The organism is Lysobacter sp. DMC104 (assembly GCF_056313665.1).
In genome coordinates, this window is record NZ_JBQUZW010000001.1 from 91,170 (window position 1) to 117,460 (window position 26,291).

The window sequence follows — 26,291 nt, forward strand, 5'->3', positions numbered from 1 at the left end:
GCCGGCGGCCGCGCCGGCGCCTTGAGCCCGGTCAACGCCGGGCACCGGCGTTCGGGTAGAGTCGCCGGCCATGAACGCACGCTTCCCGCCCTCGCCGCCCCGCCTGCCCATCCTGCCCTACCGCAAGCCCACGCCGGGCCGCGACTACTGGCTGATCGAGAACGTCCTGCCCGACCCCGACGCCGTCCGCGCCCGCACGCTGCAGCGCACCGACTGGATCGAGGGCTACCCGTTCAAGCCGGAAAGCTGGCCGGGCATGCGCGTGATCCCCGGGCTGGAGCCGGAGGAACTGGCGATCGTCGAGGCCAAGGTGAAGCAGGCCACCGGCTCGAAGAAGCTGTGGGTCGGCGAGACCGGCGAGGATCGCACCAAGCTCAACCACAACTGCATCCAGGTGGTCGGCCGCGACGAATGCGAGCCGCGCCCGCACACCGACTCGCGCAAGCTGTGCAAGTTCGCGGCGGTGCTGTACCTCAACCCGAACGTGCCGCCGCACTGCGGCACCGCGTTCTACCGGCAGCGCCTGCCGATGGGCCAGCGCGGCGGCAACATCGCGCCGCCGCCGCACGCCAATCTGGTCGAAGCGCTGGGCACGCGCTTCGTCCCACCGGATTCGTTCGTCGAGGACGTGGCCTTCCCGTATCGCTACAACACGATGCTGGTCTACCACAGCAACCTCATCCACAGTGCCACCGCCTACTGCGGCGACACGCTGGAAACGAAGCGGATGGCGGCCGTGTTTTTCTGGTTCGCGAGCTGAGCGCAGCGACGCGACAAGACTGAAAGCCCTCACCTGTCATCCCGAGCGCATGCGAGGGATCTGCTTTTCCCCTGCCTGACCGAAAGTCGAAAGCAGATCCCTCGCATGCGCTCGGGATGACACGGAAACGGCGGCACGATGTCGTCGATGCAGCCGTCGCCGACACAGCAAACGAAAGGGCCGGCATCACTGCCGGCCCTTCGCTTTTGCATCGCCCGGTGGCCGGGACGATTACATCAACCCGATCTCGCGCAGGCGCTCTTCGAGGTAGCCCTGCGCGGTGATCGGCTCCGGATAGCGGCTCGGGTTCTCGGCGCTGACGCAGTTCGGCAGGACGTCGATCACGAAGTCCGGGTTCGGGTGCAGGAAGAACGGCGTGGAATAGCGAGGCTGGCGCGCCTTGTCGCCCGGGGGATTGACCACGCGGTGCGTCGTCGACGGCAGCACGTGGTTGGTCAGGCGCTGCATCATGTCGCCGATGTTGACCACGATGGTGTCGGCAGCGGCGGTGTACGGCACCCACTCGCCCTTGCGCGACAGCACCTGCAGGCCTTCGGCGCTGGCGCCGACCAGCAGCGTGATCAGGTTGATGTCCTCGTGCGCGCCGGCACGCACGTTCGGCACATCGTCGGCGGTGATCGGCGGATAGTGGATCGGGCGCAGGATCGAGTTGCCGTTGTTGGTCTTGTCGGCGAAGTAGCCTTCGCCCAGGCCCAGGCCGAGCGCCAGCGCGGACAGCATGCGCGAGCCGAGCGCGTCGAGCGCGCCATACAGCGCCAGGGCGCGTTCGCGGAACTCGGGCACTTCGGTCGGCCACACGTTCGGGGCCATCACGCCGGCGTACTTCTCGTCGCGCACTTCGCGGCCGACGTGCCAGAACTCCTTGAGATCGAAATGCTTGGAATCCTTGGCGGTCTCGATGCCGAACGGGGTGTAGCCGCGGGCGCCGCCGCCACCGGGGATGTGGTACTGCTTCTTCACGTCCTCGGGCAGGGCAAAGAACTTCAGGAAGGCGTCGTAGGCGCCGTCGATCAGGTCCTGCGGGATGCCATGGCCGCGGATGCCCGCGAAGCCCCACTCGCGGTAGGCAGCGCCGAGTTCGGCGACGAAAGCGTCGCGGTCGGTGTCGAAGCGGCGGATGTCGAGGGTCGGGATGTAGGGCTGGTCGCTCATGACGTCGTGTCGTCCTGTGGAATGTGCGTGCTTGTCTGAAGGGACGGATTATCGCCCGGTCGGCGGTCTGCCGGCAGGTGGCGCGGACCGGGAGTCTGCGCGAGCGCGGCCGGGGCCGGTTTGAGCGTGGTCAAGGACCGCGATCAAACCGCGGCACGGACCGCGTCGGCTAGGCGGTCGAGGGTGGCCTGCATCAAACCGGCGTCGTCGGCCTCCACCGTCACCCGCACCACCGGCTCGGTGCCGGAGGGGCGCAGGAACGCACGCCCCCTGCCCTGCACCGCCGCCTGCGCCTCGGCCAGCGCGGCCTTGACGCTGTCGGCCTCGGCCGGGCGGCTGCCGGCGGCGACCTTCACGTTCACCGTCTTCTGCGGCACCTTGCCGAAGCCGGCCAGCAGTTGCTCTAGGCTCAGCCCGCGACGGCGCAGCACTTCCAGCACCTGCAGCGCGCTGACGATGCCGTCGCCGGAACTCACCCGATCCAGGCACAGCAGGTGGCCGGAGGTCTCGCCGCCGAGGATGCCGTCGCGCTCCAGCAGCGCCTGGTGCACGTAGCGGTCGCCGACCTTCGTGCGCAGGAACTCGATGCCACGTTCGGCGAAGGCACGCTCAAGGCCGTAGTTCGTCATCAGCGTGCCGACCACCGGACCGCGCAGGCGGCCGCCGTCCTTCCAGTCGGTGGCGAGCACGTACAGCAGGTCGTCGCCGTCGCGCACCGCACCGGTGCCGTCGACGAACAGCACGCGGTCGCCGTCGCCGTCGAAGGCGATGCCGAGATCCGCGCCGGTGGCGCGCACGCGCTCGACCAGCGCCTCGGGATGGGTCGAACCCACGCCGTCGTTGATGTTCACGCCGTTCGGGTCGATGCCGATGGCCTCGACCCGCGCGCCCATCTCGCGCAGCACCAGCGGGCCGACCTGGTAGGTCGCACCGTGCGCGCAGTCGACGACGATGCGCATGCCGCCGAGGTCGAACCGCCGCGGCACCGACCCCTTGCAGGCCTCGACGTAACGGCCGATCGCATCGCGCGTGCGCACGGCCTTGCCGAGCTGGTCGGACGGCACCGTGGAGAAAGGCTTGTCGAGCGCGGCCTCGATCGCGAGTTCGGTGGCGTCGTCGAGCTTCTCGCCTTCGGCCGAGAAGAACTTGATGCCGTTGTCGTAGTGCGGATTGTGCGACGCGCTGATGACGATGCCGCCGTCCGCGCCCAGCGAGCGCGTGAGGTGCGAGACCGCGGGCGTCGGCATCGGGCCCATCAGCTGCACGTCGACGCCGGCCGCGACCAGCCCGGCCTCCAGCGCCGCCTCGAACATGTAGTTCGAAATGCGCGTGTCTTTGCCGATCACCACCAGCGGCTTGCGCCACTGCCCGCCCTCGCGCGCGTCCGGGCGCATGCCCGCCTCGCGCAGTGCATGCCCGTAGGCGTTGCCCAGGCGCAGCACGAAATCCGCGGAGATCGGGCCCTCGCCCACGCGTCCGCGGATGCCGTCGGTGCCGAAATACTTTCTGCTCATCGAGTAACGCCCCAATGCAAGTGTGGTCGTGATGCCGTCGATACGGAAAAAGCGCTCAGATCCCGTCATCCCCGAGCAGGCGGGGATCGGGGAAGCGTCGACGGCAGGGACGGGAAGCGCGCGTCCGCAGGGAAGACCGGCGCATCGGGACAGCGATCGAGGCGTTCGAGGCGGGTGGCCCTCAGGCCTCCGCCGCCTCGTCCTCCGGCGCCGGCAGCCGCATCAGCAGCGCGACGAGGTGGGCGATGCGCTCGCGCAGTTCGCGGCGATCGCAGATCTGGTCGAGCACACCGTGGTCGAGCAGGAATTCGGGGCGCTGGAAGCCTTCGGGCAGCGTCTGGCGCACGGTCTGTTCGATCACGCGCGGGCCGGCGAAGCCGATCAGCGCACCGGGCTCGGCGATGTTGACGTCGCCCAGCATCGCGAACGACGCGGACACGCCGCCGGTGGTGGGGTTGGTCATCACCGAGATGTACGGCAGGCCCTTCGCGCGCAGGCGACCCAGCGCCGCGGAGGTCTTGGCCATCTGCATCAGCGAGAACAGGCTCTCGTGCATGCGCGCGCCGCCGCTGGCGGAGAAGCACACGAACGGCGCGTGCAGGTCGACCGCACGCTCGACGCCACGGGCGAAGCGTTCGCCGACGACCGAGCCCATCGAGCCGCCCATGAATGCGAAATCGAACGCCGCCGCGACCATCGGGCGGCCGCGCAGCGCGCCTTCCAGCGCGATCAGCGCGTCGCGTTCGCCGGTGTTCTTCTGCGCGGCCTTGATGCGATCGGAATACTTCTTCTGGTCCTTGAACTTGAGGACATCGACCGGGCCGAGTTCGGACGCGATCTCCACGCCGGTGCCGGCGTCGAGGAAGGCGTTCAATCGCGTGCGGGCGCGGATCGCGCCGTGGAAACCGCACTTCGGACAGACTTCAAGGTTGTCCTCCAGCTCCTGGCGATACAGCACCACGCCACAACCGTCGCACTTCTCCCACAGCCCCTCGGGCACACTGCGCTTGCGTGCGACGTTGGTATCGGTGCGGATGCTCGCGGGCATCAGTTTCTTCAGCCAGGACATGCGTTCGAAGGCCTTTTCGGTAATGGAGACGGGAGCCCGGTCGCTCCTCGACCGGCCCGCCAGTCTAGCAGGCCGCCCGGAAGCTGGGATGACACCCGTGACACCACGCAAGCCGTTGATTCGAAAGGACGTCCCGGAGCCGGACGAGCGGCGGCGGGTCAGCCGGCGTCGAGCGCCGCCCGCAAAGGCGCGAGGAAAACCCGCGCCCGGGCCTCGGCATCGGCCACGTCGGTGGCCTCGGCCAGGGCCGCGACCAGTGCGCTGCCGACCACCACGCCTTCGGCCGAGCGCGCCATCGCCGCGGCGCTGGCGGCGTCCTTGATGCCGAACCCCGCCACCACCGGCACGCCGGCACGGGCGCGGATCGTCGCCAGGTGCGCGCCGGCATCGCCGGCATCGAGGCGATCGGCGCCGGTCACGCCGGCGTAGCTGACGTAGTAGAGGTAGCCCTCGGCGTCGGCGCAGAGGCGGTCAAGGCGGGCGTCGGGCGTGGTCGGCGACGCCAGCAGGATCAGCGACAGGCCGTGTTCGCGCATCGCCGCGCGCAGGTCGTCGGCCTCTTCCGGCGGCAGGTCGACCAGCAGCAGGCCGTCGACGCCGGCCGCGGCCGCATCGGCGGCGAAGCGGGCGTAGCCTCGGATCTCGACAGGGTTGAGGTAGCCCATCAGCACCACCGGCGTGTCGGCGTCGGTCGTGCGGAACGCGCGCACGGCGTCGAGCACGAACGTCAGCCCGGCATGCCGCGCCAGCGCGCGTTCGGAGCTGCGCTGGATGGTCGGCCCATCGGCCATCGGGTCGGAGAACGGCACGCCGAGTTCGATCACGTCAGCGCCGGCGGCGACCAGCGCGTGCATCACCGGCACGGTCGCTTCCTTCGACGGATCGCCGGCGGTGATGAAGGGCACGAGGGCCTTGCGGCCGGCGGACTTGAGCTGGGCGAAGCGGGGGGCGATGCGGGTCATGGGGATGTCGGAATGTAGTGGAGGCGTGTTGCTGGATGTCATCCCGAGCCGGAGGCGAGGGACCTGCTGTTCATCGGCGTGGAAGGGAAGTCGGCAAGCGCTTGCCCCTCGGCCCTTTGTTTCGCTCGCTGCCGCGAGCGAGTCACCTTTCTTTGCTTGTACAAAGAAAGGGTGACCCAAAGAAAGCACACCCCGTCGGTCGCGCCCGTCGCTGCGCGACGGGTTCGCAGGCTTCGCGGGGTTTTTCGACAAGACATCCCTGTCTTGTCGAAAAATGTGCGGCGTCCTGCCGCACACCCTTCGGGCCTGATCCGCGAAACCCGCCGCGACCAGGGGCCCCGGTGAATCAAGAGCGGAAAAGCAACTGCAAAAGCAACAACGTCATCACGATCGGAGGTGCACTGCCGTGCGAACTCAGAACACGATCCCTTCCCGCGCGGCGACGGTGTGCACGTCTTTGTCGCCGCGACCGGAGAGGTTGCACAGGACCAGCGCGTCCTTCGGCAGGTCGCGGGCGAGTTTCATCGCCTGGGCGACGGCGTGGCTGGATTCCAGCGCCGGCAGGATGCCTTCGGTGCGGGCGAGCAGGTGGAACGCTTCCATCGCCTCGGCGTCGGTGATGCCGACGTAATCGGCGCGGCCGCGCTCCTTGAGGAACGCGTGTTCGGGGCCGACGCCCGGGTAGTCGAGGCCGGCCGAGATCGAGTGCGTTTCGATGATCTGGCCGTCGTCGTCGCAGATCACGTAGGTGCGGTTGCCGTGGAGCACGCCGGGGCGGCCGGCGGCCAGCGACGCGGCGTGGTGGCCGCTGGCGATGCCCTCGCCCGCCGCTTCGGCGCCGACCAGGCGCACATCGGCGTCGTTGAGGAAGGCATGGAAGATGCCGATCGCGTTGCTGCCGCCGCCGACGCAGGCGGTGATCGCGTCCGGCAGGCGGCCATATTCGGCCAGCATCTGCGCGCGCGCCTCGCGGCCGACCACGGCGTTGAAGTCGCGGACCATGCGCGGGTACGGGTCGGGGCCGGCGACGGTGCCGATGATGTAGAACGTGTCGTGCACGTTCGTCACCCAGTCGCGCATCGCTTCGTTCAGCGCGTCCTTGAGCGTGGCCGAGCCGCTGGTCACCGGCACCACCTTCGCGCCGAGCAGCTTCATGCGGTAGACGTTGATCTTCTGGCGCTCGATGTCGGTGGCGCCCATGTAGACCACGCATTCCAGCCCGAGGCGCGCGGCGACCGTGGCGCTGGCGACGCCGTGCTGGCCGGCGCCGGTCTCGGCGATGATCCGCGGCTTGCCCATGCGGCTGGCGAGCAGCGCCTGGCCGATGGTGTTGTTGATCTTGTGCGCGCCGGTGTGGTTCAGGTCCTCGCGCTTGAGCAGGATCTGTGCGCCGCCGACCTTCGCGCTGAGGCGCTCGGCGTGGTAGATCGGGCTGGGCCGGCCGACGTAGTGCTTGAGGTCCTTGTCGAAGGCGGCGATGAACGCGGGATCGACCCGCGCCTGGTCGTAGGCGGCGGCCAGCTCCTGCAGCGGGCCGATCAGGGTCTCGGCGACGAAACGACCGCCGAAACGGTCGAAATGGCCTTCGGCATCCGGGAAGGCGTTGTAGTCGGTCGGGTTGGGGAGCTTGGTGTCGAGCATGGCGGCAGTGCCTGGGAAGTCGCGCGTGGAGGTCGCGCGCCGGCCACGGCGGCCGGCGATCCCTCACTTTAACGCAGCCTCCGGGTCGACATAAGGCATGAAATCAACGCGACCCGTGAGTAAAATTCACAGGTCATGGCCCGCGACCTGCCCCCGCTGAACGCCCTCCGCGCCTTCGAGGCCGTCGCCCGGCTGGACAGCGTCAGCCGCGCCGCCGAGGAACTACACGTCACCCACGGCGCCGTCAGCCGCCAGCTGCGCCAGCTCGAAGAGGCGCTGGGCGCGCCACTGTTCGTCCGCGCGGGCCGTGGGTTGGCGCTCACGCCGGCTGGCCGTCGCCTGCACGCCGCCGCGGCGGACGCACTCGATCCCCTGCGCCGCGCCTGGGCCGACCTTTGCCGCGGGCCGGAGCAACGCGCGCCGCTGGTGCTGGGCTGCCCGGGCAGCATCCTCGCGCGCTGGATGATCCCGCGGCTGGAGCGGCTGGCACGCGAATGCCCGGACCTGCCGCTGCACCTGTCGGCCAATGAAAGCCGCCCCGACGCCCGCCTCGCCGGGCTGGACGCGGCGCTGATGATCGCCACGCCGCCGTGGCCGGGCGACTGGCAGGTGCACGCGCTGGCGACCGAACGCATCGGCCCGGTGGTCAGCCCACTGTGGCCCGGCGCCGAGGCCCTGCGCGGCGCGGCGCCGACGGCGATCGCGGCGCACGCGCTGCTGCACACCACCTCGCGACCGCAGGCGTGGCAGGAATGGGCAACGCGGATCGACATCGACCCGGCGACGCTGCGCATGGGCACCCGCTTCGATCGGCTGTACTACCTGCTGGAAGCCGCCGCGGCCGGGCTGGGCATCGCGATCGCGCCCGAGCCGCTGGCGGCCGAGGATCTCGCCAGCGGCCGTCTGATCGCGCCGTGGGGCTTCGTCGACACCGACGCGCAGTGGGTGCTGTGCGCGGCGAAGCGCAACGCGGATCCGCGGATCGCGCGGTTGGCGGCGTGGCTGCGGCCGGCGCTGGCGCCGGTCTGAAGGCGCGATCGGGCGTCGATCAGGCGCGGGCGGCGTCGGCCCGCCGCACTTCGTCGGCGAAGCGGCGCATGCGGGCGCGATCCTTCACGCCGGGCACGTCGCCCTCGATGCCGCTGGACACGTCCACGCCCCAGCAGCCGGTGGCGCGCACGGCCTCGGCGACGTTGTCCGGCGTCAGCCCGCCGGCGACGAGGAACGGCCGCGCGAAGTCGTCCGGCACGCGCGCCCAGTCGAACGTGCGGCCGCTGCCGCCGGCCTCGCCCTTGGCGTGACTGTCGAACAGGAACGCCGCGGCCCGCGGCCAGCGCGCGCACAGCGTCTCGGCGCGCTCGCCCTCGCCGCCCATCGCGACCGCCTTGAGGTACGGCAGCCCGAAGGCCGAGCAAAACGCGTCGTCTTCGCCGCCGTGGAACTGCAGCAGGCTCGGGCGCACGACGTCGATGATCGCGCGCACCGCGTCGGCGTCGTTGTCCATGAACAGCGCGACCGCGTCGACCAGCGGCGGCAGCGCGGCGCGGATCGCGGCGGCGGCGTCGGGGTCGACCCGGCGCTTGCTGCGCGCGGCGAAGATCAGGCCGATCGCGTCGACGCCCAGCGCGGCGGCGGCCAGCGCATCCTCGACACGGGTCATGCCGCAGAACTTCATCCGCGTGCGCAGCGGGAAGCGGAAGGCGTCAGGCATCGAACGAGACCTCGGCAGGCAGCGACCAGATGCGCGGATACCGCGGGCCGATGAAGACCAGTCCAGCGGCCGGTGCGGTCGGCCCGGCGACGGTGCGGTCGCGGGCCTCCAGCACGTCGGCGATCCAGCGCTCCGGCCGCGCGCCGGCGCCGACTTCCAGCAGCGAACCGACCATGTTGCGGACCTGGTGGTGCAGGAACGCGTTGGCCTGCACGGTGAAGGTGACGATCTCGCCGTCGCGGGTCACGTCCAGCCGCTGCAACTCGCGGCGCGCGTGCGGCGCCTGGCAGTGCACGGTGCGGAACGACGAGAAGTCGCGCTCGCCCAGCAACTGCTGCGCGGCGCGATGCATGGCCTCGGCGTCCAGCGGCCGACGCTCCCACGCCAGCCACTGCCGGCCCAGCGCCGGGCGGACCTGGTGGTTGAGCAGGCGGTAGCGGTAGCGGCGGGCGCGGGCCGAGAAACGCGCGCTGAAGTCGTCCGCCACCGGCGCGCACCAGCGGATGCGCATCGACGGCGGCAGGCGCGCGGTCGTGCCCAGCATCCACGCACGCGGGTCGCGGCGGGCGTCGGAATCGAAATGCACCACCTGGCATTCGGCATGCACGCCGGCGTCGGTGCGGCCAGCGCAGATCGTCTCGACCGGAAGATCGGCGACGCTGGCCAGCGCGGCTTCCAGCGTCGATTGCAGGGTCGGCGGGCCAGCGGCCTCGCCGTGGGCGGTCAGGCGCTGCCAGCCGTGGAAATCGCTGCCGTCGTATTCGACGCCGAGGGCGTAACGCGTCATGGGCGTCAGTGGCTGGATGCTTGCGGGCGCGAGTTACCCGGGCCCGGGCTCAGCCCAGATCCTTGAGCAGCCTCTCGGCATCCATGCGCACGCCGAGCGTGTCGCCGCGCGCGGCGACTTCCTGCAGCAGGCTGCGCGCGGTGTCGCGGTCGCCCATGTCGAGGTAGGCCTTGGCCAGGTCCAGCCGGCCCTGTCCCGGCGTTGCGGGGTTGAGCGGGCTCACTTCGACGCCGCCGGAATGCCAGGTCGGCACCGGTCGCGCCGGCACGGCCGGCTTCGGCGGTTCGGGATCGGCGGACGGCGCCAGCCGGCTCCACGCCGGCGAGGCCTCGGTCGCGGGCGCCTCGTCCGGGGACTGCGACGGCTCGGCCGGCGGTTCGTCGACGAACACCGGCACCGTCTCCTCGTCGGCGGTCGCTTCGCTGTCGAAGCTGTCGGCGCCGAAGGCATCGGCCAGCGACGGCGTTCGGTCGCGGGCAACGTCGTTGCGCAGCGCGGTCACCACCGCCGGCTCGGCGGCGCGGCGGCGCAGCCACAGCACGACGACCACCGCCAGCAGCACCAGCCCGACCGCGGTGCCGATCCACGGCAGCAGGCTGCCCTCCGCCGGCTTCTGCGCGGGCGGCGCGGCCTGCTGTCCGGCGGCGAGCTTCTTCTGGGCGGACGCCAGCGCGTTGTCCTTCATCGCCAGCAACTGCGACTGCTTCTGCTGGAGCTGTTCGAGTTCGGCCACGCGCGCCTTGAGTTCCTGCACTTCGGCGTCGCGCGCGGCGAGGTTTTCTTTCGTCTGCTGCAGTTCCTGTCGCACCATGTCGCCCTCGCCGCCGGCGCTCGTGCCGGATCGCTGCCCTGCCCGTTTCGCTTCGTTGCCGGCAGCCGGCACGATCTCCAGCCGCGCCTGCGCTGCCGTGCGCGGCGTCCGCGGCTTCGCGGGCGCCGGTGTCGCGACCGCATCGGCCGGTGCCGCGCCGACCACGGCCGGCGGCTGCGGCAGGGCACGACCGGCGCCGCGCGACTGCGTGGCCTGTTCGCGCACCACCACCGCAGCTTCGTCCGGCGAATACCGATCGATGCCGCTGCCTCCGGGGATGCGCAGCACCGCACCGGCGCGGAGCCGGTTGGCATTGCCGCCGATGAAGGCGTCGGGATTCGCGCGCAGCAGCGCGACCAGCGTCTGGTCGAGATTGCGGCCGCGGCCGACTTCGGCGGCGATGCCGGCAAGCGTCTCGCCCGGGCGGACGGTGCGGGTCTGTTCGTCGGCGACCACCTCGATCGGCGCGGCGGCGGCGACTTCGCTCTCGCTCGGTGCCGGCAGCGGCACCGGAACCGGCGCATCCGCCTGCAGCACGTTCGACGGCGTCGGGGCCGGCGACGGCGCGGGCTTCGTCGGCGGCAGCGGCACCGGTTTGGGCGCGGTGGCGGTGAGCGGGTTGTCCGGTTCGGCGGCCGGCGGCCGGACCACGACATCGACCGGGTCGACCGTGGCCTCGATGATCGGCGGCTGCGCCGGGGCGGCCGCGGTCTGCGGCGTGTCCAGCAGCGCGGAATATTCGCGGACCAGGCGGCCCTGGCCCCAGTCGACTTCCAGCAGGAAGGTCAGCAACGGCTGCTGCACCGGGCCGGCGCTGGTGACGCGCACCACCGGGCGACCGCGGGCATCCAGCGCCACCGCGAACTGCAGGTCGGAGACGATGCCCTGCGGCGGCGCCAAGCCGACGCGGGCGAAGGTATCGGGGGACGCCAGCCGGGCCTGAAGGGACTCCAGTTCGGACGGATCGGCGGAAATGACCGGGATCTCGGCCAGCAGCGGCTGGTCGCGCTGGGACAGCACCTTGATCTGTCCCAGCCCGAGCGCCCACGCCGGCGCCGCCGCGAAGGCGAACACCAGTGCGAGTAGCGCGCTAACTGTGATCCGCAAGTGATTGATCACGCTTGTCCCCTGACACGATCCGGAGACTGTAGCCGGGTCTCCGGGTCGCACGCAACGTCGGTCCTCAGCCTTCCGCGGCCACCAGCTCCGCGATCTGCACGGCATTGAGCGCCGCGCCCTTGCGGATGTTGTCGGCCACCACCCACAGGTTGACCGCCTGCGGATGCGACAGGTCGTCGCGGATGCGGCCCACGTAGACCGGGTCGCGGCCCGAGGCGTGGGTGACTGGGGTCGGGTAGCCGCCGGCCTTGCGCTCGTCGACCACTTCCACGCCGGGCGACTGTTCCAGCAGCGCGCGGACCTCGTCGGCGGTGATCTTCTGGCGGGTCTCGACGTTCACGGCCTCGGAGTGGCCGTAGAACACCGGCACGCGCACCGCGGTCGGGTTCACCTGGATGCTGTCGTCGCCGAGGATCTTCCGGGTCTCCCACACCAGCTTCATCTCTTCCTTGGTGAAGCCGTTGTCGAGGAAGTCGTCGATGTGCGGGATCAGGTTGAACGCGATCTGCGCCTGGAAGCGCTTGGGCTCGATCTCCTGGAAGTTCAGCAGGTCGGCGGTCTGCCGACCCAGTTCCTCCAGGCCGGAGCGTCCGGCGCCGGACACCGACTGGTAGGTCGCGACGTTGATGCGCGAGATGCCGACCTTGCGGTGGATCGGGCCCACCGCGACCATCATCTGCATGGTGGAGCAGTTCGGGTTCGCGATGATGCCGCGCGGACGCTGCTTCGCCGCCTCCGGGTTCACTTCGCTGACCACCAGCGGGACGTCGTCGTCGTAGCGGAAGGCCGAGGAGTTGTCGATCACCACCGCGCCCGCAGCGGCGAACTTCGGCGCGTATTCCTTCGAGATCGAACCGCCGGCCGAGAACAGCGCGATGTCGACACCGGTCGGGTCGAAGGACGCGAGGTCGCGCACCATCACCTCATCGTCGCCGAACTTCAAGTATTCGCCGGCAGAACGTTCGCTCGCGAGCGCCACGATCTCGCCGACCGGGAACTTGCGCTCGGCGAGGATCGACAGCATCACCTCGCCCACGGCGCCCGTCGCGCCGACCACTGCCACCTTGAATTGCTTGCTCATGAGGGTTTCACCTGATTGATCTTGCAGGAGCGCCGGAAGGCGCGACGGACGATGCAAGGAACCGGTCGCGCCTTCCGGCGCTCCTGCAAGGGAATTGGATTGTGGGTTGGCCGTACTGCTGCTGCGGCGCGTCGCTGCCTGTGGGGGGCGAACTGGCGGCGCGCCGCTATCGTTTCGCGTCGGTCGTGCCGATGGCGCCCGGAATTCGCGGCGAGACCTCGCCGACGTCGCCGCACTGCGCGCGGTGGCGCAGCGCCTGGTCCATCAGCACCAGCGCCATCATCGCCTCGCAGATCGGCGTCGCGCGGATGCCGACGCACGGGTCATGGCGGCCGGTGGTGATCACCTCGACTTCCTCGCCCAGCACGTTCATGCCGCGCCCGGGCAGGCGCAGGCTGGAGGTGGGCTTGAAGGCGACCGAGCACACGACCTGCTGGCCGCTGCTGATGCCGCCGAGGATGCCGCCGGCGTGATTCGAGTGGAACCCGTCGCGGGTCATCTCGTCGCGATGGAACGAGCCCTTCTGCGCGACCGAAGCGAAGCCGTCGCCGATCTCCACGCCCTTCACGGCGTTGATCGACATCATCGCCGCGGCGAGGTCGCCGTCGAGCTTGCCGTAGATCGGTTCGCCCCAGCCGGGCGGCACGCCGTCGGCCACGACGGTGACGCGCGCGCCGACCGAGTCGCCGGACTTGCGCAGCGCGTCCATGTAACTTTCGAGCGCCGGCACCTGGGCGTCGATCGGCCAGAAGAACGGATTGGTCTCGACCACGCCCCAGTCGAACGCGCCGAGCGCGGCGTCCGGCAGCACCTCGCCGAGCTGCGAGAGGTGCCCGCGCACGGTCACGCCATGGCGTTCGGCCAGCCACTTCTTCGCGATCACGCCGGCGGCGACGCGCATCGTGGTCTCGCGCGCGCTGCTGCGCCCGCCGCCGCGCGGGTCGCGGTGGCCGTACTTCTGCCAGTAGGTGTAGTCGGCATGCGCCGGGCGGAACTGCGCGGCGATGTCGTTGTAATCCTTGCTGCGCGCGTCGGTGTTGCGGATCAGCAGCGCGATCGGCGTGCCGGTGGTGCGGCCCTCGTGCACGCCGCTGAGGATCTCGACCGCGTCGGTCTCGCGCCGCTGCGAGGTATGCCGGCTGCGGCCGGTGGCGCGACGTTCGAGGTCGTGCGCGAATTCGTCTTCGGAAATCGCCAGCCCGGGCGGGCAGCCGTCGATCACGCAGCCGATCGCCGGCCCGTGCGATTCGCCGAAGGTGGTGACGCGGAGCAGGTGACCGAAGGAGTTGCTCACGCGCGGCGCCCTCAGAACAGGCCGGAGGCGGCCGCGGCGGCCGGCGCGACCGCACCGCGCAGCGCCGGGTCGCGGGCATCGGCCAGTTGGCGGATGCGGGCGTGGTAGGTCACGAGGTCGCGGCATTCGGCGACGAACACGCCCATCTGCCCGACCTTGAACTCGACCCACGCCAGCGGGAGTTCCGGCAACAGCCGCGACAGCGCGCGCTCGGCCTCGCCCACCTCGCAGATCAGCAGGCCGTCCTCGGTGAGGTGCAGCGGGGCGTCGCGCAGGATGCGCAGCGCCAGGTCCAGGCCGTCGTCGCCGGCGCGCAGGCCCAGTTCGGGCTCGTGCGAATACTCCTTCGGCAGCGCGTCGGTCTCGTCGTTGGTGACGTAGGGCGGATTGGTGACGATCAGGTCGTAGTGCTCGCCCTGCAGGCCGCCGAACAGATCCGACTTCACGAAGCGGACGTTGTCGGCGTGCAGGCGGGCCTTGTTCTCGGCGGAAAGCGCCAGCGCGTCGTCGCTGATGTCGACGCCATCGACGTGCCACTCGGGATTGTGGTGGCCCATCGCGATCGCGATGCAGCCCGAGCCCGTGCACAGGTCCAGCGCGCGGCGCACTTCACGGCCGCCGAGCCAGGGCTCGAAGCCGGCTTCGATCAGTTCGGCGATCGGCGAGCGCGGCACCAAGGCACGTGGGTCGGTCTTGAAGCTGAGGCCGGCGAACCACGCCTCGCCGGTCAGGTAGGCGGCGGGAATCCGCTCCTCGATCCGGCGCAGGAACAGCTTCAGCACGTCTTCCTTTTCCGCCAGCGTCACCCGCGACTGGCCGTAGACCGGCGGCAGGTCGTGCGGCAGGTGCAGCGCGTGCAGGACGAGCTGAGTGGACTCGTCGAGCGCGTTGTCGTAGCTGTGCCCGAACGTGAGCCCGGCCGCGTTGAACCGGCTGGCGCCATACCGGATGAGATCGATGATGGTCTGCAGCTCGTCGGTCATTGGGTCTGGGATCGGGCGTGGCCGCGGAAGCGCGGCGTTTCGGGCGTGACCGCGAAGTATAGCCGTCGCGGGGTTATCATGGCCCGGTTTTTTCGGCCGTTCGGGGCTCCGCGCATGTTCAACCGCACCACCCTGCTGATCCTGCTGGTCGCGCTGGCCACCGCCGCCGGCCTGGTCACCGCGGAGTTCGTGTTCCGCCCGAAGGCGCCCGTCGGCCCGACGCTGCAGACCGTCCGCCTGCTCGGCACGCCGCGCGAATTGCCGGCGTTCACCCTGCAGCAGACCGACCACACCCAGTTGCAGCCGGGCGAACTGCGCGGCCACTGGACGGTGGTGTTCATCGGCTTCACGTTCTGCCCCGACATCTGCCCGACCACGCTGGGCGAACTGGCGGCCTCGCAGAAGCAGTGGGAATCGCTGCCCGACACCACGCGGCCGCGGGTGCTGTTCGTGTCGGTGGACCCCGAACGCGACACCGTCGACCGCCTGGGCGAATACGCCCACGGCTTCCACAAGGACACGCTGGCCGCCACCGCCGACATCCCGACCCTGGAGAACTTCACCCGCGCCCTGTCGCTGGTGTTCGCCAAGGTGCCGCTGGGCAAGGATGCGCCGCCGGACCAGTACACGATCGACCACTCGGCCACGCTGGTGGTCCTGGACCCGCAGGGCCGCATGGCCGGAGTGATCCAGCCGCCGCTGAAGCCGAAGGCCATCGCCGAGGACCTGATCGCGCTGACCCGCAGCACGTCGAAGGCGGCGGGCGGCTGATGCGCCCGGTCACCGCCCTCACCTACGTCCTGCCGCACCGGCTGCTGTCGGGGCTGGCGCGCCGACTGGCCTACTCGCGCAACCGCGCGGTCAAGCAGTGGCTGATCGACACCGTGACCCGGAAGTTCAGGGTCGATCTGTCCGAAGCCGCCGAACCGGACCCCACCGCCTACCCCACCTTCAACGCGTTCTTCACCCGCGCGCTGAAACCCGGCGCCCGCCCGGCCGATCCCGATCCACGCAGCCTGCTGATGCCCGCCGACGGCCACATCAGCCAGTGCGGCCCGATCGAGCCCCTGGGCAACGGGGACGGCCGCATCTTCCAGGCCAAGGGCCAGTCGTTCACCGCCGCCGAGTTACTGGGCGACGCCGATGCCGCGGCGCCATTCGCCGACGGTCTGTACGCCACGGTCTACCTCTCGCCACGCGACTACCACCGCGTGCACATGCCGTGGGCCGGCACCCTGCGCGAGACCGTGCACGTGCCGGGCCGGTTGTTCAGCGTCGGCACCGACGCCGTCGCCTCGGTACCGCGGCTGTTCGCGCGCAACGAGCGCCTGGTCTGCCACTTCGACACCGACTTCGGACCGATGTGCCTGGTGATGGTCGGCGCGCTGCTGGTTTCGGGCGTGGAAACGGTGTGGGGCGGCGTGGAGATCCCGGCCTACGGCGATCGCATCACCCGCAAGGACTATCGCGGCCGCGGCATCGCACTCGACCGCTTCGCCGAGATGGCGCGCTTCAACTACGGCTCCACCGTGATCGTGCTGCTGCCGAAGGGCGTCGCAGCGCTCGACCCCGCCCTCGTTGCCGAATGCCCGGTGCGTCTGGGCCAGCGACTGGCTGGCCGCACGCCAGCGTGAACGGCGTCGCACAAGCTGCGCGGCACCGCACACGGATCGGGACACCGCGGCGGTTGCGGCCATCGCATGCATTGATCGCGACGCGACGCATCCCGTAACGTGCAGACACGCGCGGCGGCGACGCCATGCGGACAAGGAACGCGGCTTCGGCCGCGCACGGAGCGCGCCCGGATCGGGCGCAGTGGACAGGGAGCGTACCCATGAGCCGACAAGGCACCATCGCCGTCATCGACCGCGATCAATCCGCGATCGCCATCCGCACCGGGGAAGGCGAATACACCATCGTCGAAGTCGGTCCGGAGTGGGAACTGGATCCGGGCGACGTGATCGAATGGGACAACGACGAAGGCCTCGGCTTCGACACCTATCGCAACACGGGCAAGGGCACCGAGGGCGACGTGTTCGTGCAGAACCACTACGTCGACGAGCAGGCGATGCGCCTGCAGTTCCCGGGCTGACGCCGCCTCCCGCGCTCAGTCGACACCGTGCGCCGCCGCCACCTCCCGGCGCGGCGGCGCGCCGAACAGGCGCCGGTATTCGCGGCTGAAGTGCGACGGACTTTCGTAACCGACGCGGTGCCCCGCAGCCGCGGCGTCGAGGCCGTCGCTGAGCATCAGTCGCCGCGCCTCCTGCAATCGCAGGCGCTTCTGGAATTGCAGCGGCGACAGGCCGGTGACTTCGCGGAAATGCGCGTACAGCGCCGACGGACTCATGTGCGCGGCGTCGGCAAGCGCTTCGACTGGCAGCGGCTCGGCATAGCGCTCGCGCAGCAACGCCAGCGCGCCGCCGACGCGGCGCAGCGTGCCGTCGACCGCACACACCGCACGCAGCCGCGGCCCGAGTTCGCCCGCCAGCAGCCGCACGTGGATCTCGCGCACGACCAGCGGCGCCAGCAACGATGCCGTCGCCGGTGCGTCGCGCAGCCGCAGCAGGCGCAACGCGGCATCCAGCAACGCCGGGGAGGTGCGCGCCAGCATCAGCCGCCGCGCATCGTCGGGCTCGCGCGCCGGCGCGTCCGCGCCGAGCTGCGGCAACAACTCATCGACGATCCGTGGATCGAGATCGATGCGCAGGCACAGGTAGGGCCGCTCGGGCGTTGCATCGAGGATGCGGCCGCTGATCGGCAGGCTGGTCGACACCAGCAGGCAGTGCAGCGGGTCGTAGACGTAGGTCTCGCCGCCGAACGCCGCCTGCTTGCGGCCCTGGGCGACGATGCACAGCGACGGGTGGTAGACCGCCGGCAGCGGGCCGGAGGGCGCGCTCATGCGGATGCCCGCGACACCCGGCAACCCGCTGTCGTGGGCACCGTCGACCTCCGAGATTGCGGCAATCCGCGCCGCCAGTTCGCGCCGCAGGCGATCCTCCGCCTCCGCGACGTTACCTGCGCGCAACCCGCTGGATTCCATGGCGTTGTCCCGGTTCGACGATGCCCGGCATTATCCGCGGCCGATGCCCGGCGCCAAGGGCATGGCGGCGTCGCCGGAGGATCGGGCAAGGATGGGCGAGATTCCCGCTAACGCCACCCGCACCCCGAAGCGCACGATGCGCCCACTCTCCCCCACCGGATGCCTGCCATGACCGACGCCTTCCCCCGCCGCACCCTGGGCCGCCAGGGCCTGGTCGTTTCCGCCCTCGGCCTCGGCTGCATGGGCATGTCCGATTTCTACGGCCCCAGCGAGGAAGCGACCAACCTCGCCGTGCTCCACCACGCGCTGGACATCGGCGTGAACTTCCTCGACACCGCCGACATGTACGGCGTCGGCGAGAACGAACGCCTGCTCGGCAAGGTGCTGCGCGAACGCCGCGACGAGATCGTGCTGGCGACCAAGTTCGGCAACGTGCGCGGCCCCGACGGCGCCTTCCTCGGTGTCAACGGCCGTCCCGAGTACGTCGCCGCCGCCTGCGACGCCAGCCTGCAGCGGCTGGGCGTGGACTGCATCGACCTGTACTACCAGCACCGCGTCGACCGCACCGTGCCGATCGAGGAGACCGTGGGCGCGATGGCGCGGCTGGTCGAGGCCGGCAAGGTCCGCCACCTCGGCCTGTCCGAGGCCGCGCCGGCGACGCTCCGCCGCGCCACCGCAGTGCATCCGATCGCCGCACTCCAGACCGAGTATTCGCTGTGGACCCGCGACGTCGAGGCCGAGATCCTGCCGACCTGCCGCGAACTGGGCATCGGTTTCGTGCCCTACAGCCCGCTGGGCCGCGGCTTCCTCACCGGCGCGATCACCGCCACCGACACGCTGGCCGACAACGACTGGCGCCGGCAGAACCCGCGCTTCCAGGCCGACAACGCCGCGCAGAACCGCGCGCTGGTCGATGCCGTGACCGCCCTCGCGCAGGCCCGCGGCTGCACGCCGGCACAGCTCGCGCTGGCGTGGCTACTGCACCAGGGCGAGGACATCGTGCCGATCCCGGGCACCCGCCGCATCAGCCGCCTCGACGAGAACGCCGGCGCGGCGCGGATCGCGCTCACCGCCGACGAACGCACCTGCATCGACGCCGTGCTGGCCGAGCACGCGGTCGCCGGCCTGCGCTATCCCGAGTGGAGCATGGGCACGGTCAACGGCTGACCGCGCAGTTTCCATTTCGCGGTCTACACTCCTGCGTCGTGGTCGTGCCCTCCCCCCACGACGCAGGAGCCCTGCATGTCCCGTATCGTCCGCATCGCGCTGATTGTCGGCGTCCTCGGCCTGCTCGCCTGGGTGGCGGCCGCGCCTTGGCTCACCGTCCACGCCATGCAGAAGGCGGCCGAACGCGGCGATGCGGCGGCGCTTGCCGCGCATGTCGACTTCCCGTCGGTGAGCGCGCACTTCAAGGCGCAGTTGGCGGATGCAGCACGCCGCCGGCTCGGCGCCGACGGCGACGACACCGGCGGCTGGCGCGATCTCGGCGCCTCGCTGCTCGCGTCCGCCGCCACGCCGTGGATCGACGGCCTCGCCTCGGAAGCGGGGCTGACGGCCCTCTTCACCGGTCACGGCGCCCTTGCGTCGTTGCGCGACCCGACCGCGGACGCTGCGCCGACAGCGGACGGCGGCGTCGCCACCGCCGACTGGCACCTGCAGATGCGCTATCGCGACCTGTCGACCTTCGTCGTCACCTGCGATCTCGGCGGCGACCCGTCGCTGCCGGCGACGCTGGTGTTCGAGCGCCGCAATCTCGTGCAGTGGAAACTGACCGAAGTCGACCTCTCGCAGGTCGACGGCGACGCGCTGCTGCCGGGGCGTTGAGCCGGCTTCAACCCGGGATCAACGCCTCGATCCGTTCGCGCAGCATGGCCTCGGCGGCGCGTGTCGCGCGGCCGTAGGCCTGCTCGGCGGAATCGCGCGACCGCGCCAGCGCGTCGACCGCACGCGATCGATCCCCGTGCAGGGCCGCCGCCAGGGCTTCCAGTCGCGGCAGCACGTGCGGGACATACCAGTCGAAGTCGCGGCGCCATGCGTCGGCATGTTCTGCCAGCCAGGCGTCGAGCGGTGCCGCGTCGGCCGTGGAGATCGCACGCCCCCACACCAGTTCCGCCTCGATCTGGCGCTGCAAGGGCGACCAGCCCGCGCGCGTCGCCGGGTCTTCGATCGCGTCGAGACGCGCGGCAAAGGCATCGCCGCGTTCGAGCATCGCCTGCCAGTCGCCGATGTTCCGGGCCGCGATGATGCGATACCAGCTCGCCACGAGCAGCCCGTTCGGCGGCTCGAAGGACTCCAGCGTCTGCAGCAGCGATTCCGGCAGCGCCTGCGCCTGCACGCCTTCCAGGCTCAGTGCCTGTAGGCGCAGATAGGCAGCGCCGGGCATGGCGCCCGGATCGCGCTTCCGCAACGCCAGCAGCTGCAACCCATCGGTGAAGCGCCCGAACGTGGAAAAGGGCAGCAGGTTGGCGACCAGGCCGACGAGATTCAGCAGGAATGCCGAAACCAGGAGGTTTTCGGCAGGGGCGGGATCGATCACCGCAACCGTACCGATGCAAACCACGGCCAGCAGGCCGTTCGCGAGCGGCCCGCCCAGCAGCAACCACACGGAGGACCTTCGCAGGTTGGCGTCCGATGCCGGACATACCGCGGCAAATCCGAGAGAACCGAAGGACATTGGCCGCTTCCATCGCAAGCGCCAACCGTGGCGGGCTCGATGCAGCTCCGCCCAGATCACCCTTGCCGCGAGGAGGTGGGACCTGGCAAGTGCGCCCCCAAGCAGATGCCCGGCTTCATGCACGGCCACCGACACCCAGATCAATCCCGGGAAAACGAGGAGCCCCATCGCCGCCAGGCCCTGTCCGCCAGCGACCTTCTCGCCCGCCTCCAGAAGGATCATCAACGCACTGACCGCTCCCAGTCCCGCGAAGGCGCCAGCCAGACCGCGGCAAAGTCGTTGCCACCACGGCACCCACGGTTCGGGCGGGCGCTTGCGGGCCAATGCAGCCCCCTCAGTCCCCGCAGCCCGCCAGCGTGATCTGCTGGCCCGGCTTCACCGGGTAGCGCGGTCCCTTGATGCGGTTGGCCTTCGCCAGATCCGACAGATCGCAGTCGTACTTGCGGGCGATCGAGGTCAGCGTGTCGCCGCGGGCGACGCGATGGTGGCGGACCGGCTTCGGTTTGGGCTTGGGCTTGTCCTGCGGCTTGGGCGTCGCGGGTTTCGGCGTCGACGGCGGCACGGGTTGCGCGGCGGCATCGCCATCCGCCGGCACGGCAGTCCCGTCCTGTCCGGTCGCCGTCGTGGTGACGGCCTCGATCGCGCCGATGCGCACGATCGCGGCGCTGGCATTACTGTTCACGAGTTGCTGCGCCAGTTCCGCACGCTCGCCCTGGATGCAGTAGCGCTGGTACAGGCCGGAGATCTTCGCCGTGCCGTTGAGCACGGTGCCGGTCGGCAGCCAGGCGTCGGCCTCGTAACGTGGGTTGAGGTTGCGCAGCGCGCGCATGAAGCCGTCGCGGGTGCCGCCGTTGCCGAGACAGATCGTGAGCTGGTAGATCGACGCCGGGCGCACCAGCCGGAACGTCGCCTCGCGCGCATCGATCTTCGGGAAGGTCAGGCCGTATTCCTTCGGATGCAGGTACAGCCACGCCGCGGCGATCACCATCGGCACGTAGTCGCGGGTCTCGGCCGGGAACTGGTTGTAGACGTCCTCGTCCCAGAAGCTGCGGCCGCCGGTGCTCTTGTAGACACGCAGCGCCCGACCTTCGCCGCCGTTGTAGGCGGCCAGCCAGAGCTCGATCATGTTGCCGAACTCGGCGTAGCGCTCGCTGAGGTAGGCCGCGGCGGCCTCGGACGACATCTTCGGGTCGTAGCGGGTGTCGAAGCCGGTGCCGTCCTGGCCCAGGCCGAAACGGCGGCCGGTCGACGGCATGAACTGCAGCAGGCCCACCGCACCGGCGCGCGAACCGATGTGCACGCGGCCGGTGGATTCCTTCGCCATGATCCCGAACAGCAGCGCCTCGGGCAGGCCGTTGCGCTGGAACGCCGGCGCCATGTACGGCCGCAGGTACTGGTAATTCTCGTGGGTGTTGATCAGCGCGCCGCGCATGTCGGTGAGCCAGCGGCGGATGCCGGCCTGCACCGCGGGATTCATCTGCACCATGTTCACGAAGCGCTGGCCGTCGGCGCTGAGCAGCGACGACGCCTCGGCCGCGCGCGGCACGTCGGCGCTGGCGATCTCGCTGTCGATCATCCCCTGCTCGTCTTCGCCCACCGGTGCCTCGCCGGTGGCGCGCTGGTCGACGTCCGACTTCAGCAGGCGCTTGTAGGTGGTCAGGAGCTGCGAGATCGGGCAGCCCTTGATCTTCAGGCAGGCGGTGATGACGTCCTCCATGTCCTCCAGCGCCGCGTTGCTGTCCTGCATGCCGGCCGGGTCGTTGTTGGCGACCTTCACCAGCGCCTCGCGGTAGCGGGTCTCGGCGACGGTCATCCGCGCCTTCAGCGCGTCGAGATCGCGCTCGCGTCGGGACTGGGCGTGGACGGACGGCAGCACCAGCAGCAGGGACAGCGCCAGCAGCGGCGCGAACGAACGCAGCAGCGCGTTCGGGCGGGCAAGGCGCCCACCGGCAGACATCGATCGGAGCATGAACACGGGGGAGACCACGACGGAGGACAGGCAGGTTAGCCCCGGGGCGTCGGGGCGGCAACCGGGCGAAAGGTCATGCCTGCGCGGCGCCTGCGCCCGGCGATCCCGCATAGAATCGCCGGATCGCATTCGAGGACCCCCCATGGACCCCATCCTGGTCGGCAAGGCCATCACCACCGAAACCTCCGGCAACGTCTTCCTGCTGCCGAAGTTCGGCAACCGCCACGGCCTGATCGCCGGCGCCACCGGCACCGGCAAGACCGTGACCCTGATGACCCTCGCCGAAGGCTTCTCGCGGATCGGCGTGCCGGTGTTCCTGGCCGACGTGAAGGGCGACGTGGCCGGCCTGTCCGCCGCCGGCGCCATGAACGAGCGGATCCAGCAGCGCCTCGCCCAGATGGGCAACCCCGACTACCGCAACGAGCCCAGCCCGACCGTGTTCTGGGACCTGTACGGCAAGCTCGGCCACCCGGTGCGCACCACCGTCAGCGAGATGGGCCCCACCCTGCTGGGCCGCATCCTCGAACTCAACGACACCCAGGCCGGCGTGCTCGACATCGTGTTCAAGCTGGCCGACGATCGCGGCCTGCTGCTGCTCGACCTCGAAGACCTGCGCGCCCTGCTCGGCCTCGTCGCCGACGAGCGCAAGGACATCTCGACCAGCTACGGCCTGGTCAGCACGCAGTCGATCGGCGCCATCCAGCGCGCGCTGCTGCGGCTCGAACAGGAAGGCGCCGACCTCTTCTTCGGCGAACCGGCGCTCGAACTCGGCGACCTGATGCGCACGACCACCGACGGCCGCGGCGTGGTCAACATCCTCGCCGCCGACCAGCTGATCCTCAAACCGAAGCTGTATTCCAGCTTCCTGCTGTGGCTGCTGTCGGAACTGTTCGAGACCCTGCCGGAAGTCGGCGACCTCGACAAACCCAAGCTCGTGTTCGTGTTCGACGAAGCGCACCTGCTGTTCGACGACGCCCCGCTGGCATTGCAGCAGCGCATCGAGCAGGTCGTGCGCATCATCCGTTCCAAGGGCGTCGGCGTGTATTTCTGCTCGCAGTTCCCCGACGACGTGCCGGACGAGATCCTCGGCCAGCTCGGCAACCGCTTCCAGCACGCCCTGCGCGCGTTCACGCCGCGCGACCAGAAGGCGGTGAAGACGGCGGCCGAAACCTTCGTCGCCAACCCCGGGCTGGACGTGGCCGCCACCATCGGCCAGCTCGGCACCGGCGAAGCGCTGGTGTCGACGTTGCAGGACAAGGGCATCCCGATGCCGGTCGAGCGCACGCTGATCGCACCGCCGCGCTGCCGCATGGGCGCGATCACCGAAGCCGAACGCGCGCAGGTCCGCGCCGGCAGCCCGGTCGGCGGCAAGTACGACACCCGCATCGATCGCGAATCCGCCGCCGAGCTGCTGGCGAAGAAGGTCGAGGCCGCGCCCGAGCAGGCCAAGGCCCCGCCCGCCCGCACCCGCGCCGACGACGACAAGGACGCCGGCAACGGCTTCGGCCAGGCGGTGAAGGACGCCGTGTTCGGCACCAACCGTCGCCAGGGCATGATCGAGACGATGGCGAAGCAGACCGCGCGCACCGTCGGCAGCCAGGTCGGCCGGCAGATCCTGCGCGGCATCCTCGGCGGCCTGTTCGGCGGCAGCGGCAGCCGCCGCTGACGGTCGCCGCATGTCGCGCTGGCGCCCGCCGGGCGAGAAGAGCACGGCCCTCATCACCCGCGAGGGCCACGACCGGCTGAAGGCCGAACTCGACGACCTCTGGCGCGTGCGCCGCCCCGAAGTGGTGAAAGCCCTCGCCGCCGCCGCGGCCGAGGGCGACCGCTCCGAAAACGCGGAATACACCTACCGCAAGAAACAGCTCGGCGAGATCGATCGCCGCGTGCGCTACATCGGCAAGCGCCTGCAACACCTGCGCGTCGTCGAGGACGCCCCCAGCGACCCCAACGCCGTCTTCTTCGGCGCCACCATCGAAGTCGAACACGCCGTCACCGGCGAGACCCGCCGCTATCGCATCGTCGGCCCCGACGAGACAGACGCGAAACTCGGCTGGATCAGCATCGACTCCCCGCTTGCACGTGCGATGCTCAAGAAACGCGTCGACGATGAGTTCGAGGCGGAATTGCCGGGGGGGATGCAGCGGTTCTACATCATCGATGTGATGTATGGGTGATGGCGACGGGCATTGTCGTTCGCTATCGAATCACGACCGCATCACGTCATCCCCGCCCCCACTATTGTCATCCCGAGCGAAGCGAGGGATCTGCTTTTAGTGCGCTCAGTTGTTCCAACGCGTTAGAAATGATGCTACAGACTCTGGCTTGGCACAGCATTACATGCCAGACAGCAATGCAGCCGATTCGTTATTCGGTATTGATATCGGGCAACACCTCAATGACTCAAGTCGGCAGCACACCGCGCAAAGCGGCAGCTCGTTGATTTCCGATGAGAACTACGCGATTGACGCCCCACGAGCCACCGACACACAATTCGCATGCCCCCACCTCGGGGGCTAATCGTAGTTAGCGCTCAATTGGAGATTGGGATGACATTGAGTTCCAGCAGCTTGTTCCACTTCACTTCTGAGAAGTCAGCATTGTTCGGCATCCTCGAGTCGAACTTTGAGGTGCATTCCTGCAAGGAAAGCATAGTCTTTGGCAAGAAGAAAAATGAAATACGCATTCCGATGGTGTCTTTCTGTGATATTCCTTTGTCACAGATTAAAGACCATATTTCCAAATATGGAAGCTACGGAATCGGACTCACTAAAGAGTGGGGAATAAAGAACGGTCTAAACCCGGTCCTTTACCTCTCGGTCGGCTCCAATGTGTCGTTGAGTTACGTGAATGCAGTGAAGTATTTCGTCAAGGGGGACAAGAACAACATTTCTAATTTCTCTGCAGAGCAAAAACTCTTGCTAGACGTCATTCGCTACGTAAAGAACTACGAAGGAAATTTGGAACGTGGCGGACAAAAAACAATTGAGGGATATCGTTATTCAGATGAGCGTGAGTGGCGCTACGTGCCACCGATTGAAGCACCTTGCGATATGCTAGTTTTCGATAGCTGGTATAAACTTAAGGATGAGAACAAGCTTCATGTTCAAGCTCAACTAAAGGGTCTTCGCCTCCATTTCGAGCCGAATGACATTAAATACATAATAATCAAAGATGACTCTGAAATATCAGAAGTAGTCAATCATTTGAGAAGAGCGAGGGGGACCAGCTATTCATATGCCGACGTTGAGCGGCTTACCACCCGAATCTTGACGTGCGAGCAGATTATGCTCGACATTTGAATAATAACAATTCATTCAAGCCGAAGCCGTTCAAGCCGAAGCCGCTTCGTGGCACTTCTTGACTCAGGTGTTAGAACTTGAACAAGCCCATGCCCATATCCACCCAAAAAACCGCCGCCCGAGCCATATCGCCGCGCGATGTTCGTCCCGACGGACGACTCACTCTGCCTCGCAGCTTTGGCGTCTATGAGTTGCCTTCGTCAGCTTCCGGAACACGACGCTACCGGATCGGAAACCATCCTGTACAACTCCAAGAGTTGGAGAGGGAATTCGGCTCATGCAAACTGCTTTTTCTGTTCCTGCAGCGCACTGACGCAGCAGCCATGGCGTCAGCACTCAATGGGCGGCAGCCCTGATCATCATTCAAACCAGGCTGTTACGCGGCTCATCCCATTTCATCC

At 69.2% G+C, this 26,291-nt stretch carries 24 protein-coding genes; 10 read left to right on the top strand and 14 right to left on the bottom strand.

Annotated elements, in window-relative coordinates; genetic code table 11:
- Window positions 1-70: 70 nt before the first annotated feature.
- Window positions 71-760 (top strand): DUF6445 family protein, encoded by a 690-nt coding sequence (locus tag ACT53R_RS00415; RefSeq protein WP_476169859.1) that lies wholly within the window; start codon window positions 71-73, stop codon window positions 758-760.
- Window positions 761-991: 231 nt separating this feature from the next.
- Here ACT53R_RS00415 and ACT53R_RS00420 read toward each other — a convergent pair whose 3' ends face one another.
- From ACT53R_RS00420 to trpB, 5 genes are all read right to left on the bottom strand, one after another.
- Window positions 992-1,933, bottom strand: coding sequence for an isopenicillin N synthase family dioxygenase (locus ACT53R_RS00420; RefSeq protein ID WP_476169860.1), 942 nt, complete (start codon window positions 1,931-1,933; stop codon window positions 992-994).
- A 143-nt stretch (window positions 1,934-2,076) separates the two neighbouring features.
- Window positions 2,077-3,447 (bottom strand): phosphoglucosamine mutase, encoded by a 1,371-nt coding sequence (gene glmM / locus ACT53R_RS00425; protein ID WP_476169861.1) that lies wholly within the window; start codon window positions 3,445-3,447, stop codon window positions 2,077-2,079.
- A gap of 181 nt (window positions 3,448-3,628) precedes the next feature.
- Window positions 3,629-4,516, bottom strand: a complete 888-nt coding sequence (gene accD, locus ACT53R_RS00430) for an acetyl-CoA carboxylase, carboxyltransferase subunit beta (protein WP_476169862.1) — start codon at window positions 4,514-4,516, stop codon at window positions 3,629-3,631.
- Window positions 4,517-4,674: 158 nt separating this feature from the next.
- Window positions 4,675-5,478: a tryptophan synthase subunit alpha gene (trpA, locus tag ACT53R_RS00435; protein WP_476169863.1), complete on the bottom strand. Its 804-nt coding sequence runs from the start codon at window positions 5,476-5,478 to the stop codon at window positions 4,675-4,677.
- A 414-nt stretch (window positions 5,479-5,892) separates the two neighbouring features.
- Window positions 5,893-7,119 (bottom strand): tryptophan synthase subunit beta, encoded by a 1,227-nt coding sequence (gene trpB / locus ACT53R_RS00440; protein WP_476169864.1) that lies wholly within the window; start codon window positions 7,117-7,119, stop codon window positions 5,893-5,895.
- Between the two features lie 135 nt (window positions 7,120-7,254).
- Between trpB and ACT53R_RS00445 the strand changes: the two genes are divergently transcribed.
- On the top strand, window positions 7,255-8,148 hold the full coding sequence (locus ACT53R_RS00445; RefSeq protein ID WP_476169865.1) for a LysR family transcriptional regulator: 894 nt from the start codon (window positions 7,255-7,257) through the stop codon (window positions 8,146-8,148).
- A gap of 19 nt (window positions 8,149-8,167) precedes the next feature.
- On the opposite strand, the gene ACT53R_RS00450 is transcribed toward ACT53R_RS00445, so the two are convergent.
- From ACT53R_RS00450 to prmB, 6 genes are all read right to left on the bottom strand, one after another.
- The gene (locus ACT53R_RS00450) at window positions 8,168-8,830 is read right to left on the bottom strand and encodes a phosphoribosylanthranilate isomerase (protein ID WP_476169866.1); all 663 of its coding nucleotides are present in this window, start codon (window positions 8,828-8,830) and stop codon (window positions 8,168-8,170) included.
- Window positions 8,823-9,617, bottom strand: a complete 795-nt coding sequence (gene truA, locus ACT53R_RS00455) for a tRNA pseudouridine(38-40) synthase TruA (RefSeq protein ID WP_476169867.1) — start codon at window positions 9,615-9,617, stop codon at window positions 8,823-8,825. The genes ACT53R_RS00450 and truA overlap by 8 nt, the downstream gene beginning before the upstream one ends.
- A 49-nt stretch (window positions 9,618-9,666) precedes the next feature.
- The gene (locus ACT53R_RS00460) at window positions 9,667-11,547 is read right to left on the bottom strand and encodes a type IV pilus assembly protein FimV (protein WP_476169868.1); all 1,881 of its coding nucleotides are present in this window, start codon (window positions 11,545-11,547) and stop codon (window positions 9,667-9,669) included.
- A 64-nt stretch (window positions 11,548-11,611) separates the two neighbouring features.
- Entirely contained in the window at window positions 11,612-12,628 is a 1,017-nt protein-coding gene (locus ACT53R_RS00465; protein WP_476169869.1) for an aspartate-semialdehyde dehydrogenase, read from the bottom strand.
- A 166-nt stretch (window positions 12,629-12,794) separates the two neighbouring features.
- Window positions 12,795-13,922: a chorismate synthase gene (gene aroC / locus ACT53R_RS00470; RefSeq protein WP_476169870.1), complete on the bottom strand. Its 1,128-nt coding sequence runs from the start codon at window positions 13,920-13,922 to the stop codon at window positions 12,795-12,797.
- An 11-nt stretch (window positions 13,923-13,933) separates the two neighbouring features.
- On the bottom strand, window positions 13,934-14,905 hold the full coding sequence (prmB, locus tag ACT53R_RS00475) for a 50S ribosomal protein L3 N(5)-glutamine methyltransferase (protein ID WP_476169871.1): 972 nt from the start codon (window positions 14,903-14,905) through the stop codon (window positions 13,934-13,936).
- A 114-nt stretch (window positions 14,906-15,019) separates the two neighbouring features.
- On the opposite strand from prmB, the gene ACT53R_RS00480 reads away from it, so the two are divergent.
- From ACT53R_RS00480 to ACT53R_RS00490, 3 genes are all read left to right on the top strand, one after another.
- Window positions 15,020-15,676: an SCO family protein gene (locus ACT53R_RS00480; protein WP_476169872.1), complete on the top strand. Its 657-nt coding sequence runs from the start codon at window positions 15,020-15,022 to the stop codon at window positions 15,674-15,676.
- Entirely contained in the window at window positions 15,676-16,539 is an 864-nt protein-coding gene (asd, locus tag ACT53R_RS00485) for an archaetidylserine decarboxylase (RefSeq protein WP_476169873.1), read from the top strand. Before ACT53R_RS00480 ends, asd begins: the two co-directional genes overlap by 1 nt.
- 200 nt (window positions 16,540-16,739) lie before the next feature.
- Window positions 16,740-16,997: a hypothetical protein gene (locus ACT53R_RS00490; protein WP_476169874.1), complete on the top strand. Its 258-nt coding sequence runs from the start codon at window positions 16,740-16,742 to the stop codon at window positions 16,995-16,997.
- Between the two features lie 15 nt (window positions 16,998-17,012).
- On the opposite strand, the gene ACT53R_RS00495 is transcribed toward ACT53R_RS00490, so the two are convergent.
- On the bottom strand, window positions 17,013-17,945 hold the full coding sequence (locus ACT53R_RS00495; RefSeq protein ID WP_476169875.1) for an AraC family transcriptional regulator: 933 nt from the start codon (window positions 17,943-17,945) through the stop codon (window positions 17,013-17,015).
- Window positions 17,946-18,113: 168 nt separating this feature from the next.
- On the opposite strand from ACT53R_RS00495, the gene ACT53R_RS00500 reads away from it, so the two are divergent.
- Entirely contained in the window at window positions 18,114-19,112 is a 999-nt protein-coding gene (locus ACT53R_RS00500) for an aldo/keto reductase (protein WP_476169876.1), read from the top strand.
- Window positions 19,113-19,187: 75 nt separating this feature from the next.
- The gene (locus tag ACT53R_RS00505) at window positions 19,188-19,769 is read left to right on the top strand and encodes a DUF2939 domain-containing protein (RefSeq protein WP_476169877.1); all 582 of its coding nucleotides are present in this window, start codon (window positions 19,188-19,190) and stop codon (window positions 19,767-19,769) included.
- Window positions 19,770-19,776: 7 nt separating this feature from the next.
- Here the strand turns inward: ACT53R_RS00505 and ACT53R_RS00510 are convergent, their stop codons facing one another.
- Together ACT53R_RS00510 and ACT53R_RS00515 are read right to left on the bottom strand one after the other, a co-directional pair.
- On the bottom strand, window positions 19,777-20,841 hold the full coding sequence (locus ACT53R_RS00510) for a zinc metalloprotease (protein ID WP_476169878.1): 1,065 nt from the start codon (window positions 20,839-20,841) through the stop codon (window positions 19,777-19,779).
- A 112-nt stretch (window positions 20,842-20,953) separates the two neighbouring features.
- The gene (locus ACT53R_RS00515) at window positions 20,954-22,576 is read right to left on the bottom strand and encodes a lytic transglycosylase domain-containing protein (RefSeq protein WP_476169879.1); all 1,623 of its coding nucleotides are present in this window, start codon (window positions 22,574-22,576) and stop codon (window positions 20,954-20,956) included.
- Between the two features lie 154 nt (window positions 22,577-22,730).
- On the opposite strand from ACT53R_RS00515, the gene ACT53R_RS00520 reads away from it, so the two are divergent.
- From ACT53R_RS00520 to ACT53R_RS00530, 3 genes are all read left to right on the top strand, one after another.
- Window positions 22,731-24,254, top strand: a complete 1,524-nt coding sequence (locus ACT53R_RS00520) for a helicase HerA-like domain-containing protein (protein ID WP_476169880.1) — start codon at window positions 22,731-22,733, stop codon at window positions 24,252-24,254.
- A 10-nt stretch (window positions 24,255-24,264) separates the two neighbouring features.
- A complete protein-coding gene (greB, locus tag ACT53R_RS00525; protein ID WP_476169881.1) occupies window positions 24,265-24,765 on the top strand; it encodes a transcription elongation factor GreB in 501 nt (166 codons plus the stop codon).
- 372 nt (window positions 24,766-25,137) lie between these two features.
- Window positions 25,138-25,890: an abortive infection system antitoxin AbiGi family protein gene (locus ACT53R_RS00530; RefSeq protein ID WP_476169882.1), complete on the top strand. Its 753-nt coding sequence runs from the start codon at window positions 25,138-25,140 to the stop codon at window positions 25,888-25,890.
- Window positions 25,891-26,291 lie beyond the last annotated feature (401 nt).

Coding starts and splice junctions, on each gene's coding strand:
- ACT53R_RS00415 (WP_476169859.1), top strand. CDS start 71: ATGAACGCACGCTTCCCGCCCTCGCCGCCCCGCCTGCCCATCCTGCCC.
- ACT53R_RS00420 (WP_476169860.1), bottom strand. CDS start 1,933: ATGAGCGACCAGCCCTACATCCCGACCCTCGACATCCGCCGCTTCGAC.
- glmM (WP_476169861.1), bottom strand. CDS start 3,447: ATGAGCAGAAAGTATTTCGGCACCGACGGCATCCGCGGACGCGTGGGC.
- accD (WP_476169862.1), bottom strand. CDS start 4,516: ATGTCCTGGCTGAAGAAACTGATGCCCGCGAGCATCCGCACCGATACC.
- trpA (WP_476169863.1), bottom strand. CDS start 5,478: ATGACCCGCATCGCCCCCCGCTTCGCCCAGCTCAAGTCCGCCGGCCGC.
- trpB (WP_476169864.1), bottom strand. CDS start 7,119: ATGCTCGACACCAAGCTCCCCAACCCGACCGACTACAACGCCTTCCCG.
- ACT53R_RS00445 (WP_476169865.1), top strand. CDS start 7,255: ATGGCCCGCGACCTGCCCCCGCTGAACGCCCTCCGCGCCTTCGAGGCC.
- ACT53R_RS00450 (WP_476169866.1), bottom strand. CDS start 8,830: ATGCCTGACGCCTTCCGCTTCCCGCTGCGCACGCGGATGAAGTTCTGC.
- truA (WP_476169867.1), bottom strand. CDS start 9,617: ATGACGCGTTACGCCCTCGGCGTCGAATACGACGGCAGCGATTTCCAC.
- ACT53R_RS00465 (WP_476169869.1), bottom strand. CDS start 12,628: ATGAGCAAGCAATTCAAGGTGGCAGTGGTCGGCGCGACGGGCGCCGTG.
- prmB (WP_476169871.1), bottom strand. CDS start 14,905: ATGACCGACGAGCTGCAGACCATCATCGATCTCATCCGGTATGGCGCC.
- ACT53R_RS00480 (WP_476169872.1), top strand. CDS start 15,020: ATGTTCAACCGCACCACCCTGCTGATCCTGCTGGTCGCGCTGGCCACC.
- asd (WP_476169873.1), top strand. CDS start 15,676: ATGCGCCCGGTCACCGCCCTCACCTACGTCCTGCCGCACCGGCTGCTG.
- ACT53R_RS00490 (WP_476169874.1), top strand. CDS start 16,740: ATGAGCCGACAAGGCACCATCGCCGTCATCGACCGCGATCAATCCGCG.
- ACT53R_RS00495 (WP_476169875.1), bottom strand. CDS start 17,945: ATGGAATCCAGCGGGTTGCGCGCAGGTAACGTCGCGGAGGCGGAGGAT.
- ACT53R_RS00500 (WP_476169876.1), top strand. CDS start 18,114: ATGACCGACGCCTTCCCCCGCCGCACCCTGGGCCGCCAGGGCCTGGTC.
- ACT53R_RS00505 (WP_476169877.1), top strand. CDS start 19,188: ATGTCCCGTATCGTCCGCATCGCGCTGATTGTCGGCGTCCTCGGCCTG.
- ACT53R_RS00510 (WP_476169878.1), bottom strand. CDS start 20,841: ATGATCCTTCTGGAGGCGGGCGAGAAGGTCGCTGGCGGACAGGGCCTG.
- ACT53R_RS00515 (WP_476169879.1), bottom strand. CDS start 22,576: ATGTCTGCCGGTGGGCGCCTTGCCCGCCCGAACGCGCTGCTGCGTTCG.
- ACT53R_RS00520 (WP_476169880.1), top strand. CDS start 22,731: ATGGACCCCATCCTGGTCGGCAAGGCCATCACCACCGAAACCTCCGGC.
- greB (WP_476169881.1), top strand. CDS start 24,265: ATGTCGCGCTGGCGCCCGCCGGGCGAGAAGAGCACGGCCCTCATCACC.
- ACT53R_RS00530 (WP_476169882.1), top strand. CDS start 25,138: ATGACATTGAGTTCCAGCAGCTTGTTCCACTTCACTTCTGAGAAGTCA.